Annotated in this window: 19 protein-coding genes and 2 pseudogenes; 9 read left to right on the forward strand and 12 right to left on the reverse strand. The window is 70.5% G+C overall.

The window, feature by feature from the left end; translation table 11 throughout:
* Nucleotides 1-718 precede the first annotated feature (718 nt).
* Complete coding sequence (locus tag ACFWTC_RS34315) at nt 719-922, forward strand: cold-shock protein (protein ID WP_383803288.1); 204 nt, start codon at nt 719-721, stop codon at nt 920-922.
* Between the two features lie 166 nt (nt 923-1,088).
* Here ACFWTC_RS34315 and ACFWTC_RS34320 read toward each other — a convergent pair whose 3' ends face one another.
* A complete protein-coding gene (locus tag ACFWTC_RS34320; protein WP_384028469.1) occupies nt 1,089-1,580 on the reverse strand; it encodes a Rieske 2Fe-2S domain-containing protein in 492 nt (163 codons plus the stop codon).
* A gap of 129 nt (nt 1,581-1,709) precedes the next feature.
* A complete protein-coding gene (locus ACFWTC_RS34325) occupies nt 1,710-2,114 on the reverse strand; it encodes a hypothetical protein (RefSeq protein ID WP_383926964.1) in 405 nt (134 codons plus the stop codon).
* Between the two features lie 248 nt (nt 2,115-2,362).
* Between ACFWTC_RS34325 and ACFWTC_RS34330 the strand changes: the two genes are divergently transcribed.
* Complete coding sequence (locus tag ACFWTC_RS34330; protein WP_384028471.1) at nt 2,363-2,755, forward strand: hypothetical protein; 393 nt, start codon at nt 2,363-2,365, stop codon at nt 2,753-2,755.
* A 216-nt stretch (nt 2,756-2,971) separates the two neighbouring features.
* On the forward strand, nt 2,972-3,202 hold the full coding sequence (locus ACFWTC_RS34335) for a DUF6480 family protein (protein WP_384028473.1): 231 nt from the start codon (nt 2,972-2,974) through the stop codon (nt 3,200-3,202).
* A 67-nt stretch (nt 3,203-3,269) separates the two neighbouring features.
* Here the strand turns inward: ACFWTC_RS34335 and ACFWTC_RS34340 are convergent, their stop codons facing one another.
* On the reverse strand, nt 3,270-3,527 hold the full coding sequence (locus tag ACFWTC_RS34340) for a hypothetical protein (RefSeq protein WP_384028475.1): 258 nt from the start codon (nt 3,525-3,527) through the stop codon (nt 3,270-3,272).
* Between the two features lie 51 nt (nt 3,528-3,578).
* Entirely contained in the window at nt 3,579-3,866 is a 288-nt protein-coding gene (locus tag ACFWTC_RS34345; protein WP_383928958.1) for a hypothetical protein, read from the reverse strand.
* Between the two features lie 714 nt (nt 3,867-4,580).
* On the opposite strand from ACFWTC_RS34345, the pseudogene ACFWTC_RS34350 reads away from it, so the two are divergent.
* Nucleotides 4,581-4,841 (forward strand): annotated as a pseudogene (locus tag ACFWTC_RS34350) (AI-2E family transporter); the annotation flags it as partial.
* Nucleotides 4,842-4,993: 152 nt separating this feature from the next.
* Here the strand turns inward: ACFWTC_RS34350 and ACFWTC_RS34355 are convergent.
* On the reverse strand, nt 4,994-5,827 hold the full coding sequence (locus ACFWTC_RS34355; RefSeq protein WP_384028477.1) for an MBL fold metallo-hydrolase: 834 nt from the start codon (nt 5,825-5,827) through the stop codon (nt 4,994-4,996).
* A 312-nt stretch (nt 5,828-6,139) separates the two neighbouring features.
* On the reverse strand, nt 6,140-6,436 hold the full coding sequence (locus ACFWTC_RS34360; protein ID WP_383928962.1) for an STAS domain-containing protein: 297 nt from the start codon (nt 6,434-6,436) through the stop codon (nt 6,140-6,142).
* Nucleotides 6,437-6,632: 196 nt separating this feature from the next.
* Here ACFWTC_RS34360 and ACFWTC_RS34365 point away from each other — a divergent pair, with 196 nt between their 5' ends.
* Complete coding sequence (locus ACFWTC_RS34365; protein ID WP_384028479.1) at nt 6,633-6,986, forward strand: hypothetical protein; 354 nt, start codon at nt 6,633-6,635, stop codon at nt 6,984-6,986.
* Between the two features lie 757 nt (nt 6,987-7,743).
* On the opposite strand, the gene ACFWTC_RS34370 is transcribed toward ACFWTC_RS34365, so the two are convergent.
* The 5 genes from ACFWTC_RS34370 to ACFWTC_RS34390 form a co-directional block, all read right to left on the reverse strand.
* Nucleotides 7,744-8,076 (reverse strand): STAS domain-containing protein, encoded by a 333-nt coding sequence (locus ACFWTC_RS34370; protein WP_384028481.1) that lies wholly within the window; start codon nt 8,074-8,076, stop codon nt 7,744-7,746.
* A 206-nt stretch (nt 8,077-8,282) separates the two neighbouring features.
* A complete protein-coding gene (locus tag ACFWTC_RS34375) occupies nt 8,283-8,528 on the reverse strand; it encodes a hypothetical protein (protein WP_384028483.1) in 246 nt (81 codons plus the stop codon).
* Between the two features lie 210 nt (nt 8,529-8,738).
* Nucleotides 8,739-9,380 (reverse strand): ATP-binding protein, encoded by a 642-nt coding sequence (locus tag ACFWTC_RS34380; protein ID WP_383928971.1) that lies wholly within the window; start codon nt 9,378-9,380, stop codon nt 8,739-8,741.
* Nucleotides 9,380-9,718, reverse strand: coding sequence for a hypothetical protein (locus tag ACFWTC_RS34385; protein ID WP_384028485.1), 339 nt, complete (start codon nt 9,716-9,718; stop codon nt 9,380-9,382). Before ACFWTC_RS34385 ends, ACFWTC_RS34380 begins: the two co-directional genes overlap by 1 nt.
* A 138-nt stretch (nt 9,719-9,856) precedes the next feature.
* Entirely contained in the window at nt 9,857-11,206 is a 1,350-nt protein-coding gene (locus tag ACFWTC_RS34390) for a lysine N(6)-hydroxylase/L-ornithine N(5)-oxygenase family protein (RefSeq protein ID WP_383928976.1), read from the reverse strand.
* Nucleotides 11,207-12,122: 916 nt separating this feature from the next.
* On the opposite strand from ACFWTC_RS34390, the gene ACFWTC_RS34395 reads away from it, so the two are divergent.
* A complete protein-coding gene (locus ACFWTC_RS34395; protein ID WP_383928979.1) occupies nt 12,123-12,602 on the forward strand; it encodes a hypothetical protein in 480 nt (159 codons plus the stop codon).
* 114 nt (nt 12,603-12,716) lie between these two features.
* Here the strand turns inward: ACFWTC_RS34395 and ACFWTC_RS34400 are convergent.
* Nucleotides 12,717-12,848: pseudogene (locus ACFWTC_RS34400) on the reverse strand (NUDIX hydrolase); the annotation flags it as partial.
* On the opposite strand from ACFWTC_RS34400, the gene ACFWTC_RS34405 reads away from it, so the two are divergent.
* The 3 genes from ACFWTC_RS34405 to lysA all read left to right on the forward strand — a co-directional run bounded on the left by ACFWTC_RS34405 (nt 12,801) and on the right by lysA (nt 15,149).
* Entirely contained in the window at nt 12,801-13,133 is a 333-nt protein-coding gene (locus ACFWTC_RS34405) for an alpha/beta fold hydrolase (RefSeq protein WP_383928982.1), read from the forward strand. The pseudogene ACFWTC_RS34400 and the gene ACFWTC_RS34405 sit on opposite strands and share 48 nt — an antisense overlap.
* Nucleotides 13,134-13,392: 259 nt before the next feature.
* Entirely contained in the window at nt 13,393-13,797 is a 405-nt protein-coding gene (locus ACFWTC_RS34410; protein ID WP_383928985.1) for an SAV_915 family protein, read from the forward strand.
* A complete protein-coding gene (gene lysA / locus ACFWTC_RS34415) occupies nt 13,797-15,149 on the forward strand; it encodes a diaminopimelate decarboxylase (RefSeq protein ID WP_383928988.1) in 1,353 nt (450 codons plus the stop codon). Before ACFWTC_RS34410 ends, lysA begins: the two co-directional genes overlap by 1 nt.
* Nucleotides 15,150-15,308: the final 159 nt, after the last annotated feature.

Below are 15,308 nucleotides of genomic sequence, written 5' to 3' on the forward strand. Positions count from 1 at the left end.
CACGGCCGAGTACTCACACCACCACGAACGGCCGAATCGTCACACCGGTCACGGCTGACCACAACATCTCATCAAGATCCTGTTACGAGCTCTTATAGAACTTCACCATAGAACTTCACCGCCGCGTTGACGTCGTCCACCATGATCGTCGTTCCTGCGTATCGCATTCGCCCATCCTTGACCCGAGGGCTCCACGGCGACAGCCGGGGTGCAATTCAACCCCAAGGCCCCCACAATCGACGGCGCGACATCCCACCTGAAGGCCAGGACAGCGATCCTGACCGGGGTGTGGAGTGACGTCGGAGCAGCCCCCTCGGGGCTCGCTCTCCCCGCCCCGGGGGCCGGCGACGTGACGGCAAGCCCCGGGGGCGGGGGGCGGTAAGCCGCAGCCGCCCTTCCCGGGGCGACCAGGCCGGACCAGAACACACCCGACGCCCCTCGTCCGGGTACCCACCACACCGGCGGAGCGGCGCACGCCACTCGTATGCGCCGGATCTGCTGCGAACCCGCGGTGGCTTGCGGGCCCGTGTCCTTTGCGGGGCAGGATCTCGGGGCGATAGCGTGGTCGCCAGGAGCAGTCGTGGTTCCGAGCCGTTGCCGGCCCGTGCTCGCGGTTACGGGCGTCTCACTGTCCGGGACTGCAAGCGGGCGAGGCCGGTCCGGGCAGGGCGGTCGCGCAGTGCGGGCGCCAGCGGCTGCGCACGTCGAGGAGAACAGCATGGCTACGGGCATCGTGAAGTGGTTCAACGCCGAGAAGGGCTTCGGTTTCATCGAGCAGGACGGTGGCGGCGCTGACGTCTTCGCCCACTACTCCAATATCGCCGCCCAGGGCTTCCGCGAGCTCCAGGAGGGCCAGAAGGTCGAGTTCGATGTCACCCAGGGCCAGAAGGGCCCGCAGGCGGAGAACATCCGCCCGGTCTGAGTCGCCCACATCCCCCGACGCCCCTCAGGCGGCCCTCAGCCGCCGGCGGGGCGTCGTCGCGTTCATCCGTGACGGTCCGGGATCCGGTTGTCACCTACGAAGCAGGCGGTCCCACCAGCCCTACGGCGCTGCCCATTCTGAAAGATCGATCCGCTCATTTTGTCCTTTACGTAATACTTACTCCAGAATTTGCGGGTAGTCGCTGGGTGGGAAGGCGCCGATCTTGGCGTGTTCCCGGCCGGTGGAGCACTTCCGTGCTCCGCACGACGGTTGGACAGCTGCCATGACCACGGCGAACCCGGGTGGTAGCCCCGCGGGTAGCCGGACCGGCAGCACCGACGTTTCCGGACACCGGACGCGCCGTCTGTCGACCGAGACGAAGTCGGCGCTGAAGACGACGGAGTTCTTCGTCTACATCGCCTCCGTGGTCGCGGTCCTGATCGCCTCCATGCTGGTGGGCACCGAGGAGGGCGGGCTGAGGGGCGTGGCCGGGCCCGTTGTGTTCCAGCCGTCCGAGAGGCGGCGCTGCCGTGCCAGGGCAGCGGATGCATCCGTCGGTGATCTCCCCCTCGGACAGCGGGCCGCCCATGTGGCTGCACCGGTCGGCCAGCACACGGATGGCACCCGACTCCTCCCGGACCACCACGACGGTGCTCATCGCCCGGGTGACTGCGGACGGGGGTGCCCGGAGGGAATCCCGTGGCCTTCCGGCCCTGGTCAGAGGTCTCGGCCTGCCACTGTGCTGTGGCCGTCCCGGTTGGCGCTGTTCGATCCGGCGGGCCCCGGCTCAGCCGGCCTGGGCGACGAGGCGGGAGTAGTCGAGGTCCGACAGAGCTGTCGCGACGATGGCCGCTTGGTCCCCGTCCAGAGCATCCACCAGTGCTGCCTGAGCATGGCCGTAGGCGGACCCGTCCCGGGGGACGGTAGCTGCAGGTAGCCAGCAAATGGACACGACCTTGTTCTGCCGCGTTCCATCCGCACTGGCGAAATGCAGGTCGTAGAGGACAAGCCGGGGCTGATCAGCAGGCAGCGCCAGCAAAAGCTCGTCGTGAGTCAGGTTGCTCTGATCCTCGACAAGGAGGGAATCCGCGGAAGCACCGAGCCGGAAGATCACGGTATTGACATCCGGTTTACCCTTCAACTCCCAGAATGCCCTAATGCAGCTTTCATCCACGGTGATACCACGGCCCACGACGGTCCCTCCGGCCAGATTGCAACTCCGAGGACCCCAACGACCTGCCCCCCACCAAGTTCTGCGCCCGCCTCCAGTCACCTGGCCATGACTGCGGTCGACGCCGCCGCGGAGGAGTCCGCGCAGCTGGCCCCACAGCACAGCCTTCGGCGGCCTGGGACCCACGGTGGGACAATAGGACTGCCAGCGGTGGGGCGGGCGCGTCCAAGCAGCCTGAGCCTTGCGCATACAGAACAGCAGGTCAGCCCATGGCCAATCAGCGACGCAAGCCTTCTCAGCCCACGCACGGTGCGGGCCCGAGCCCACACAAGGGCACCGAGCAGCACGGCTGGTCGCCGGACGTGGACGAGACCAGGCAACAGGACAATCCCAGCGCTCACCGCTCCTTCCACCCGGACAAGTACGCACCCGCCAAGGGGCCCGGCAGGACCGTCTCCAAGGAAGAATCGGGCAACCCCCACGGCACCCCCTCCAAGAGCATGAGCAGCCGCGGCGAGGAGCAGGGCAAGGGTTCCGGTGACAAGGGAACGCACGGCACCGGCCCCCGAGGCCGCTCGCAGCGTCCCAGCGGAACCAAGGACGCCTCTGCCTCCACCGGTGTCGACCCCCAGGACCCACCCGAGACCCGAAGCGCCGGATAGACCCCCGGCCGCTGCTACCTCATCTCCCTCACGCCCGCACTGTACGAGGGCACCCATCCACGCTGACACCTGTCGTGCTACGAACGGGGTAGGCAAGTCAGAAGCGGCAGGTTCTCGGATACCACCTAGGCGGGGCGGCGGTTTGAACACCCCGTGCACAAGCCGCGTGCGCCGCAGGGCCACTGACGGCTCTTGCCAAGGTCAGGAGGCCACGTCATGTCCGCACAGGATTCGGAACCAGATCCGCGCCGTAGGCCTTCACCCGGCGCAGGGACCGGGGTCCCGCCAGGCGAGACTCCGCCCGGTGAATCGAGCACTGGCACAGGAACCGGACCGTACCGGCCCCTCACCCGCGGCTGGGGAAAGGGACCCCTGGTGCTGATCTGCCTCCTTGCCTTCGTCATCGCCCTGTTCTTCCTGGCCTATGCCATCACGCTGAACCTCTGAGGCGGCCGATCGCCCACCCAGCTTGGCCAGTGGTCCGGACGGGTGCGGTCCCGCGGTCCCTTGTCTTTCAGTGCGCCTGCCAGCCGCCGAAGATCGCCCACAGCTCTCGCGCCTCCACCGCCGCGCGTCGCTGGCCGGGCCAGACGCTGTACTCAAGTAGCCCAAGCCGGGTCGTTTCTGCAGTCGCCGTGGTGGTGGCCGAGTTCGGCGCCGCGATGTCGAAGGGGGTGGCATCGTCGGGGACGTGGGCGGGGTCGGTGACGAAGACGAACTGCCCTGCATCCCGCCAACACCACGGAAGAGAGCACCCCGTGAAGTGGGCCACCCGCGCCCGTCCACATCGACCGCGCCGCCTGCGCCTGGCTGATCGGCCGCTTCATCGACCCCGCAGCTGGCCCAGGCCGAAACCGCCCGCGACACAGGCGAACGGCAGCGCGCACTCGGCAAGCTCCGCGCCGAGCTGCGGCGCATCCAGCGCCGCGACTACTTCCCCCCGCCCGACCGCCACGCTACCGAGAGCGCGGTCAACGAGGATCTGCTGGTACTCGGCGGCCCGGCCCTCGGTCATGGCCTTCACGAGCTGCTGTTCGTGGCCGGCGGCGGCCGGGTGGGCGATCCCCACGGTGGCGGTGCCGCCGAAGTCGGTGACCTCCTCGGCGTCCAACTGCTCCTGGGTACGGGCGTCGGCGGGCGTCGGCTGGGCGTCGCGCAGATCAGCGACGGCCTCGTCGCGCTTGCGCTACCGCGCAGCGCTCTGACCAGGCATTGCCGGATCTCTGCGGACAGAGCGGAATGGCCAGGCACGATCTTGCCGGGACTTCACAACCCGTAAGTAAAGCCACGCCACCGACCAGGACATCCGCGGCAAACTGGTCGCGTGTACGGGACACCGGCGAGATCCGGCGTGACATGCCTGCGGCCGGATCGTCACCGTCAACTCCACAACTCCCCTCACCTGCCGGCCGTAGCTCGCGCCCATCACGGCCACCTCCCGCCGCAAGAAACCGGTCGCCCCCCTGTCCGCCGCCCTGCTCCACAGGATCAGCGGCTCACCACCGCAGCCCAGATTCGACGCTTTGACCGGCACGGCCCTCTCGTCACAACTCCTTCAGGCAAGGAAGGCGCCTGGGTCGGCCAAGGCCCACGTGCACCGCTGCGCCGTCGCCAGAACCTCCGTCGCGTCCAGTGCCGGGGCCGGAGCCGGGCCGGGAGTACGCAAAACCTGCCTGCACCCCTGGCACCACAAGTCATTCGGAAACCATCAGCAAGTCCCTGCCCTCCCGTACGACCGGCCGCATCGACGCCCTGATTTTGTTGCCGCGCCATCAGCGGGGAGTGGACTTGCGGGAAGACCAGCCGGGCGGGTCGGCACAGACCCATGCTGAGCGTGCCGGGCCCGGTCGGTCTCGGCGCACTCGTCTTCGTAGGCGCCTACATCCCGTATCTCGGCGCCTTCATATCCGGTGCGGTCGCGGTCCTCGTGGCGCTCGCGTCCCGGGGGGGGCGGGATCGCGTTGTGGGTGCTCGGGACCGTACTGGCCGTGCAGGTGCTGGAGGGGCACGTTCGCACGTTCTCCAGCCCATGATCCAGAGCCAGACCATCCAGTTGCATCCTGCCGTCGTGATGCTGGCGATCACCGCCAGGGCATCTGTCGCGGGCGTCCTGGGGATGCTGCTCTCCGCGCCCCTGAGGGCGGCCGTCTTCGGGGTGATCGGGGGAGGTGCGCCGCGGCGAGCACGAGCGCCCCTGGTCCGGCTGCTGCAGCGTGCCCCCGCACGTGACCGCGGACCTCACATGGCCTGGGGCGGGACGGCGCCGTCGGGCCCCGGCTCGAAGCCCGCCAGCATCTGCTCGAGCGCCTGCTGGTCGGGACCGACGAAGGGGTCGGAGCCAGGTGCCTCTGCGAGGGTGTTGAGCATTCGGGGGGCGAGGCCGACGGCCGGCGGCAGGTGGGTGCACAGCACGTTCTCGGCGTCCATGGCACGCAGCGGCTGGAGGGTAGCGAGGTACTTCCCGGTGTCGACGGTGTGGACCCACGGGCTGTCCACGGTGGCCCACAGCAGCTGCGCGGCGCGCAGTTCCTCGGGTTCGAGGTCGGCGGCCGTACCGTCCACGGCGGCTTCCGCGCTCGGCATCGGCGCGCCGAAGCAGTCGGAGCTGAAGCACGTCCTCGTCCGGTCGTCGTAGAAGCCGACGGTGGCGGGGTTGTCGAACAGCGGCGGCCGGAAGGCCCGGAGCGTACGGCCGCCGCCCACGTCCAGCGACTGGCCCGGGTTCACCAGGCGTACGCGGTCCATGGGCAGGGGGCGCTCGGTCGACATGATTCCGGCGCCGATGAACGTGGTCACGACGCGGGCCTTGGGCGCGGCGACCAGCAGGTCGAACAGGCCGCCCGTGTGGTCGCGGTCGGGGTGGGTGAGCCAGATCCAGCGCACGTCGGCGGGGTCCATGACGGAGCTCAAGGCGCTGAGGAAGTCCCGGTCGGGAAGGCTGAGGCCCGTATCGACGACGACCGGCTCGTCGGCGAGCAGAACGAAGGCGTTGACCGGGAGGAAGCCGATGCCCGGCACCTCGATGCAGTCCGCCAGGACGGTGGTGTCGCTTCCGATCTTCTGCAGGCTCATGGCTGTCTCCGTGGTCCCCCCATGGGCGGAGCAGGGCGTCTCTTCGTCCATTTTCCCCCTGTGGGGCCGGTACGGCGGTCCGGAGCCCCGCTGCGGGCCCCCGCGTGCCGTCGTGCCCGCGCCCCGCAGCCGCTTCCATGACCCCAGGTACCCGAGCACCAGCGGGCGCCCGACTTCGTCCGCACCGTTTCAGTACCCCTTACTACGCTTCAGTCATGACGTCGTGAAGGGGGCACAGAGAGCGGTTGCAGCGCCGCCGGTGCCAGTCGTTCACTCGTTACTGACCGCTGGCTGTTTCGATGCCGTCCGCGATCATGAACAGGGGCGACACCCCGTGATCTCCATCAGCCGGTCCAGCTGCACGGGTACCGGGCCGGCCAGCGCGAGACGGCCGGAGCGCAACAGCATGACCATCACGTTGAGCATGGAGGAGTCGGCGAAGGCGACCTTGCTGACGTCCAGGACGATCCGGCGTACATCCGGGTCGGCGGCAGCCTCGGCGGCAGCGGCTTTGAGGGGGTGGAGGGTGCCCTGGTCGAACTCTCCCGAGCACTCGATCACGCGGACACCATCTGCGTCCGGCTGCACTACCACCCGTTGCAGCTTCATCCTGCCTCTTGCCGCCAGCGCCCCTTGCACTTTGCCCTGCTGAGACCTTGCCTGCCGCTGCCAGCGGATCAAGTCCGCCGACGGTGCTCTGCCCCACACCCCTCGACGGGGGCCGCTTCAGTCCGTCCGGGTGAGCCAGGTACGCGGCTCGTTCCGCGAGCGGCCGCGGGAGTCGCGCCCGCTCTAGCGTGCGGCCGTGGACGACACCCCGATGCCCGAGCCGCTGCGCCGCGCGGTCCACCAGCTCGTCGCCGAGGCGGTCACGAACTGCCAGGAGGTGCTGAGCTACACCGAGCCGTTCGCCGCGCACGACTGGAAGCGGATGACGCTGTACCGGGCCACGGACGCGGCGGACATGATGAACACGGCCGCCATGCTGATCGCCGCGTACTGCCAGGACACCGACATGGGCAAGGACCAGCTGGACGGCTTCCTGCAGCTATGTCAGCAGCGCAACCGGGCGTGGGCGCCCGGGACGCCGACCGGGCCCAACTGGCCGGTCTGCTGGGCCGACCGGCGCCCGCCGGCTCCGAGAAGCCGGCCGTGGTGATGATGCGCTACAGCAGAGGCCAGCGGCAGGCGGAACAGGCACAGTACCCGCAGGACGACCCGCAGAAGCTGTTCACCGAAGCGGTCCTGCACGGGCTAAAAGCCAGGCTGTGTGACGACATCGACGCCCTGGACGGCCTACCTGCCTCCCCACATCGCGAGGATGGCCCGCAGGGTCGCGGAGGTCCTGGACGAGCCGCAGCCCGCCACCACGTGACGCCACGGTGCGGTGCGGGTGGTTGAACTGGCCCACGGGCACCGGGGGCGTCATGGCTGACCCCCGGGGCACGGGGCGTGTCCGGCCCGGGGTCAGATCTCCCCGCCCTCCGTGGCGGTGAGCCAGTCGGCGGCTTCGGCGTCGGTCTGATCAGCACCTGCGTGGAGTGGGCCGCGCCGTCCTGGATGACGTGGGCCCGGCCCGGGAGGGGGCTGCTGCTCTTGGGGGCGAGGCCGGCTATCGGGGTGAGCCGCTGCCGGGTGTCGGCGGTGAACCGGGCCAGGATCACGGTGGCGAACTGGTCGCCGGCCGCGGGCCGCGGGCCGCGGGCCGCGGGGGAGCATGTCGCGGGCGGCGCGCAGCAGCTTGTCGTTGACGACGGTGGGCCGACCGCCGACGCGGCCGCGGGCCCGCGCGGCGGCCAGGCCCTCGTTCGTGCCCGACACGATCAGTTTCCTGATGAATTCCGAGGGCGGCGAAGACGTGGGAGATCAGCCTTCCGCTGGGGGTGGTGGTGTCGCGGTTCTGGTGCGCGCTCCTGCTACTCGGCTGCTTTGTCGGCGGTAGCGTCTTCGACGGTGAACACCTGGTCGGTGCCGGTCACGGTCAGGAGGCGGGCGAGCTGGCGCGGCAGGGGGCCGGCCAGGCGCAGATCGCATGCGCCGGAGAGGGTGAGGAGCAGGTTCAGGAAGGTGGAGTCACCGAAGGTGACGCCGCGGACGTCCAGGACCAGCTGCTCGACCTCGGCGTCCGCGACGGCTGTGTCGAACGCGGTTCGGAGCGGGGCGAGGGTGCTGTAGTCGAATGCGCCCGCGCACCGCACCACTCGCCGCCCGTCACCATCGGGCAGAACGGTCACCGTCGTCGATTCCACAACGCCTCCTTGAACGGGGCGGCGGTGCCGACGAGGTTGTCTACCCGGTCTGTGGACGGGTATCCCACGAGGGCCTGGCGGGAGAGGGCGTCACCGGAAAGTCGGACGGACCCTCGACTGGATCATGAGATCTACGGGCGACCGGGCACGGGATCGAGCCGCTGGTACTGGCCGTGGCCGAGGCGGTCAGCCGGCGCCCGGTCGTCTCACTCCGGCGCCGGGGCAGCGCCGCGCCCCCGAAGGTCTTGCACCGCCAGGACCACGCCCCGGCCATCGACCACCAGCGCCCAGAGCCCCATCGGGACAACAAGCCACCGCCACGCACTGTGAAAGTGTGTGATCGCGGCGATGACGAAGACGATCTGGGCCGCACAGAGCGCCAGGTTGCCCAGCAGACGCAGCACCGGATGCGGTCTCCTGCGGAACACCTCTTCGAACCAGGTCTTCTCCACTTTCCCACCCCTCATTCAGACCGGGATCACCCCGGACGACGACAGGCACACAGTAGAGGCGTGCTCAGGCAGCCGCTCAAGCGCGCTGTGTTTGGTCGTGCCCGCATCCCCTTGCAGTCCTACGCAAACGGTGCTGCTGACTGCCGTCAGTCGCCGACCACGGACCGCGATGGCCGTCACAGCGGGCTGATCACTGCGATGAGGAACCGGTCACCATCCGTTCCGCCAGCCATTGCGTCGATTGTCGATCTGAACCTCCAGATGCGGCCAGGTCGCGGCCAGGTGCGAAAGGGTGCCGGCCGTCGGCGCGGCCACCGGACCCAACGACTCGTCCGGCCTGAAATGGACCAGCGTGCCGGTCGTGCCGTCGCCCTCAACGGGCTCGAGGTCGGTGACGGGAACGCCATGTTCGTACCGCTGGGTCCAGGCCCCGTTGCGACGGCGGTTGGTGTGGGCGAGCCACTCACTGAGCGCCGCAACCACGGACATGCCGCGCCGAGGACGGCCGTCAGGAAGCACCTCGACCTGCGGGAAATCGAAGAACCGGAGATCCTTCGTCGCCATGACCGGCTTCTTCACGCTCCGGCCGTGCTCGTCCACACGGGTGTCAGTGCCCCGTCCGTCATCACGAACAGACAGCGAACCGTCGGGATGGAGAACGACAACGCAGCGTCCTGCGACCTTGTTTGACGCTTCGTCGGCAGCGTAGGCAAGCACCTCAAGGACGAGGTGCCAAGGTCCATCCGGAGCGAACTCCGAGGGACCCTGTCGGATGAGTGCCAGATGATCCAGATCAACTGCGTCGGACCAGTCATGCGTCGTGTTAACCCAGGAAGCCCTCGATACGTCCATCAGGAAAGTATCCGCCTGGTGATGACGGCCGTGGCGGCCGCCCTCCGGCTGCCCCCGCAGACGTTCTCGAAGATCGGGTTGCACTGCCCCTCGCTCAGGTGGAAGCAGTGTCCGTTAGCCCACACCGTGACCGAATCAGGCCGATGCTCGACCTCGAACGGCTCGTCCCCATACGTCGTCCCACCCCAAGTGCCGGATTCCGCGGGCGAGTGGGTGACAACGACGCAGGTTCCCTCCGGCAGGATCCAGTGAATGTCCGCCCAGGGCTCCACGGTCAGCTCCAGCAGCTCCTCGCCCTCGTTGCCGACCACCAACCGCGCCGTTCTCCCCGCGAACACTCGAGCACCCCCACTCGACCTTGCGCCGCCAAGCGCGGCACTGCGCAAGATGGAGGTGCACACAGCACGATCCCCACACGAGCGATCGCCCGATCCAACGTCACGCCCGAGTTGCCGAACGGTGCGCCGTGCCGGGGCCTACCGCACGGAGCCGATCTCGTCGGAGGCCCTGCGGGAGCCGGGGACCGGGGCGCGGCCCCGGCCGGCGATCGAATCGAGGATCTCGCCGACCCGGACGGCGGTGTTCGACAGCAGGGAGGACGTGATGCCGTGCGTGTGCTCGGTTCCGCCCTGGAGGTAGATGCCGCAGCGCAGCACGGGGTCCGTCGTGATGCGGTAGTCGCGCTCCACGCGGACGCGCCCCTGGTCGTCGCGGAGGCAGTGCCGCGCCACGTCGCCGAGGAGCGCGAGCCCGTCGGCGGTGCGGTATCCGGTCGCGTAGACCAGCACGTCGGCCTCCAGCGGCTCCTTCTCCCCCGTGACGAGGGACTCGACCGTGGCCAGCACCTTGTCGGGGGCCTCCAGGACCTCGGTGAGCCGGGACACCCTGAGGAAGCGCAGCCGCTCGGTGCCGAGCACCTTCTCCCGGTACTCCAGGCGGTAGAGCTCGTCGATCAGGTCGATGTCCACGACCGAGTAGCTGGTGTTGGCGTGGTAGTCGATCAGCTTGCGTTTGATCTCCTCGGGGGCGGTGAAGTAGGCGTCGACCGCGGCGGGGTCGAAGATCCGGTTCGCGAAGCCGCTGTCGTCGGCGGGGCTGTATCCGTAGCGGGAGAAGACGGCGCAGACCTCCGCCCCGGGAAAGGTCCGGTGCAGGAACGCCACGTTCTCCGCGGCGCTCTGGCCTGCGCCGACCACGATGAACCGGGACGGGTCCCTCCCCTTGAGGGCCTCCACCCGGGTCAGCAGCTCCGACGTGTGCCAGATCCGCTCGGTACGGTCGACCCCCTCCGGCATCTGCGGCCGCAGGCCGGTGCCGATGACGAGGTTGCGGGCCCGGTGGGTGACCAGTTCGGCGCCGGAGCGGGCGGTGACGTCGACGTGCTCGATGACGCCGTCGCGCACGACGGGCCGCACGGCGACCACTTCGTGTCCGTAGGACACCATGTCGTCGACCTTGGCGGCGGCCCACTCGAAGTAGTCGTGGAACTCCACGCGCAGCGGGAACAGGTTCTTGTGGTTGACGAAGTCGATCAGCCGCCCCTTGCTCTGCAGATAGCAGAGGAAGCTGTACTCGCTCGATGGGTTCCGCAGCGTCACCAGGTCTTTCAGGAACGACACCTGCATGGTCGCGTCGTCGATCAGCATGCCGCGGTGCCAGCCGAAACACGGCTGCTGCTCGAAGAAGTGGGCGGTTATCGCCTCCTGTCGCCCGACGCCTGCGTTGTGCTCGCCGAGTGCGATCGCCACTGCCACGTTCGAGGGCCCGAAGCCGATGCCGATGAGGTCGTGGATCACTGACGCGTCGTCAGGAAAATCCTGTGACATGTCACTCCCAATCGTGCGGGGGCAGCCGATTGCCGTGCGTGGGGGGAGCCGAGTGCGAGGCGCGCCGGAGGAGCAACCCCGGGCGGACTTAGGGAAGGCTAACCTGACCGCCCAGGCTTGTCGATGGGCACATCAGACCGAGCCGCATCGACTTTCCGCCGAACCCGCCTCAGGATCAGACCCGTTGACTCGCCAGGGCCTGTCAGACGTATGAGGCCTGAGGGGCCCGTCGGGCCATGAGGCCAGCCTCGATTGACCCATGCGCCCCTCCCGGGATTCCGAGCCCGGCGCCGCACTGCCAGCCGTCCGAACTCGATTGCGCCACAGGCCGACTCCGGCGCCGACCTCAAGCGTGTGCGGCATCGCTGCCGTGCGTCGGAACACCCGCGCGTCACGTGAACCGCTTCGCCGCGTCATGGTCTACGGCGTGGAACCCCGGGCCGCACCACCGGGCCGCCCCTCCCCCGTCCGCCTCCCGCGGACAGCTCACAGGGGGTGTCCGCGCGGCGGGCCGGGGTGCCGCGCCCCGGACCCCGGTTCGCACCGGGAAGGCGCTCCCATGCGCAGGGTCGCCATCCGCTATGCCGTGACCAAGGCCAACCCGACCGCCGTGCCGACCCCGACCGCCGCGCTCGGCGACGCCGCCCGCAACCGGACGAGGTCACCTTCACCTGAATCTCCTTTTAGGTGCGCACCCGGTGCGGGCCCCGCGTCTCCGGGCCCGCACCGGCCCCGGACGGCCTGCGCCCCGCACCGCCGGACCGGGGTGCTGACGGCCTTCCGCAGGGCGGCCCGCACGGCCCGTTTTGCGTGCTCCGGTCCGCTTCCGCAGGTCCAGCGGGTGCGGGCTCCGCCCGGATGGGGGAAGCTGGCAGGGTTCCCGTGCCGACGGCGGGACGACGGCGAGGAGGGTCTCGTGGACGCTTCACAAGACGGCCGGCGCGCATCCCGGTCCGGGCTGCGGACGGCCACCCTGTTGTGCGCTGCCGCGGCCTTCGTGGCGGCGGCGGTTCCGGCCTCCGCCGTGCAGACCCAGACCCGGGCCGCGCCGGTGCCGGATCCGGTCGTGGTCGTGGACTGCTTCTCCGAGGACCAGGTGCGTCCCGATGAGTTCCTGCTGGCCTGCGGCGACGGCAACAACCGCCTCGTGGATCTCGACTGGAAGACGTGGGGTCGGCAGACCGCGACGGCCACCGGCACCGACATGGCGAACGACTGCCGACCCAACTGTGCGGCGGGCCGTTTCCGGTCCTACCCCGTGTCCGTGACGCTGACCAACCCGGAGCCGTGGCCCGACCGCCCCGGCGTGGAGCGCTTCACGACGATCCGGCTCATGTTCCCGGACAACGCGCCGTCGCCGATCCCCCAGGACGTGACGTTCAAGCTGGTGTACTGACCCGCGCGGCAGAGCGCTCGCACCCCCTCCCATGGGGCGCGGGGCGGCTGATCGCCCGGCCCGCGGCCGGTCGGAGCGTCCCGCGAGCTCGCCGGTCTCCAGGTCCAGGCCCAGCTCCTCCCGGAGCTCGCGGCGCAGGGCGGCGGTGCGTAGCTCGTCCTCTTCGATGTGCCCGCCGGGGAGGTTCCACCGCTCCTTGTGGACGGGATCGCTCCGGCGACCCGGAGCAGGGCGATTCGCTGGGATCTGGCCAAGTTCGCCACCTCGGCGCCCAGCCGTGAGACGTTGCTGGTCTGGAGCGAGCGCCTGCGCGACTTCGACCGCCCGGTACTCGTCGTGTGGGCGACCGGGGACCGGCTGATGCCGCGGGAGCACGGCCGGCGCCTGGCCGAGCTGTATCCGCAGGGCCGGCTGGTCGAGATCGCCGACTCGTCCACCCTGGTTCCCGAGGACCAGCCCGAACGCCTCGCCGACGTGCTCACCGACTTCCTGATCCAGACGGGCGCCGAGCCCGCACCCCACGTCGGCTGAGCCGGCAGTGACCCGTGGTACCGGCCTACAGGCGCCGCACCGGGGTCCGTGCTCCCTCCGGACGGAGGACCGCACCGGGGCGGTCGGGTACGGCGCCGGCCGTCAGCGAGGCGTATGGACCCGGCCACCCGCCGTCAAGGTCTTGTTACCGGGTGGTCGGGGGCGCCCGGAATCGGGGATAGCTTCGGGTGTCACGTCCCGGGCCGCCTCGCCGCGCCCCGGGGCGTCAACCGCCGTTCGTGGCACCCTGGGAGGGCCCATGTGTTTGTTCCTGTACGACGACGACCCCGAGCCCGAGGAACGGATCCCGGCCAGGCCCCTGTACGTGCCGGCCCGGCCGGGAGCAACGGGGGTCGTGGTCCGGCTGTTCCGCACTCCACTGGGAGCCCGTACAGCCGTCGGCTTCACCGCGCCGGACCGGCTGGTCGCCACGCTCGGTGCGGAGCAGACCTGGATCCGGCTGTCCGGGTCCGCGCTCCGGGCGATGGCCGAGCCGCTCGGGGCGTCGCTGCTGACCGTCGACCCGACGTTCACCGCCCCCGCCGCCGCACCGGAGCCGGTGCCGGAGCCCGTGCCGCTGCCCGTCGGGGAGCCGCTTCCGAGCGTCACCGGGACCGGGAGCGTGGCCGCGGTCGTGGTCGCGCCCGTGGCCGGGACCGCTTGATGGAGCAGCACGCCGTGACGGCCGCCGCTTCCCCCGGGCTGCGAGCCGGCGACGGGGACCTGTCCGTATGGCCGGCGTCCACGGCCCGGCTCCCCGGCGGCGACCTGACGGTCGGCGGGGTGTCGCTGGCCGGACTGGCCGACCGCTTCGGGACGCCGGTCCGCGTACTGGACGAGTCCGAGGTGCGCGGGCGCTGCCGCACGTACCGGAACGCCTTCCCCGACGCGGACGTGCGGTACGCCGCCACGGCGTTCCCCTCCCGCGCGATGCTGCGCTGGGTGCGGGAGGAGGGGCTCGGCCTCGGCGTGTGCTCGGCGGGAGAGCTGGAACGGGCGGTCACCGCCGGGTTCCCGGCCGAACGCATCGTGCTGCACGGGAACGCCGGGTCGCCCCGCGACCTGGAGGCCGCGCTGCGGCTCGGCGCGGGGCGGATCGTGATCGACGGCCCGTCCGAGATCGCCCGGATCGCGGCAGCCGTCGGTCCGGGGGGCCGGCAGAAGGTCATGGTGCTTGTGGTGCCCGGCGTTTCGGCCGGCGGCCACGACACGATCCGTACCGGCACGGACGACCGGAAGGTGGGGCTGTCCCTGGCGGACGGCTCCGCGCAGCACGCGATCGTCCGGATCCTGGGCCGGCCGCAGCTCGAACTCACCGGCCTGCACTGCCACCTCGGCACGCAGATCACCGAGGTGAAGCCCTACCTGGTCGCCCTGCGCCGCATGGTGGGGCTGATGGCCCGCGTCCACGAGGCTCACGGCGTCGCCCTGCCCGAACTGGGCCTGGGCGGCGGGCACGGCATCGCCCACCGGCCCGGGGAGCCCGTCCTCGACCTCAGCGCCCTCGCCCGCAGGCTGCGGGCCGGCCTGGCCGAGAGCTGCACGGCCGCGGGGCTGGCCGTACCGCGTCTCGCCGTCGCCCCGGGACGGGCCGTCGCCGGTCCCGCGGGGGTCGCGCTGTACCGGGTGCTCGCCGTCGAGCGCACCGGCGGGAAGGTGTTCGTCGCCGTGGACGGCGGCATGGGCGACCACCCCCGCCCCGCGCCGCACGGGGCCCGGTCCGCGCCCCGCCTGATCGGCCGCCGTTCTGCGGCGGAGCCCCGCCCGGCCACGATCGTCGGCCGGCACCGCGGGGCGGGCGACGTCCTCGCGGCCGACGCGGAACTGCCCGGCGACGTCCGCCCGGGCGACCTGCTCGCCGTACCGGTGGCGGGCGCGTACCACCTCCCCGTGGGCTCCGGCGGCGATCCGGTCGGTCGCCCGCCCGTCATCGCGGTCCACGAGGGCACGGCGACGCCGCTGACGGAAGATGGCTCCCGCAGGGTGATCGCGGAAACCGACCGCCGCGCGGGGTGAGGTACCCGGTCGGGCGGCGCGTGACGACGTGCGGCATGAGCATCCGAACGAGCGACCGGAAGCCTCGTGGTCGGCTTCCTCCACCTGCCGCTGTTCCTCTGGGGCCCGCTCCTCGGCGCCGTCACGGTCTCCTGCCATCGCCGTCATCGCACCCCGCGC

Source organism: Streptomyces sp. NPDC058619 (assembly GCF_042717785.1).
In the GTDB taxonomy this organism is placed as follows: domain Bacteria; phylum Actinomycetota; class Actinomycetes; order Streptomycetales; family Streptomycetaceae; genus Streptomyces.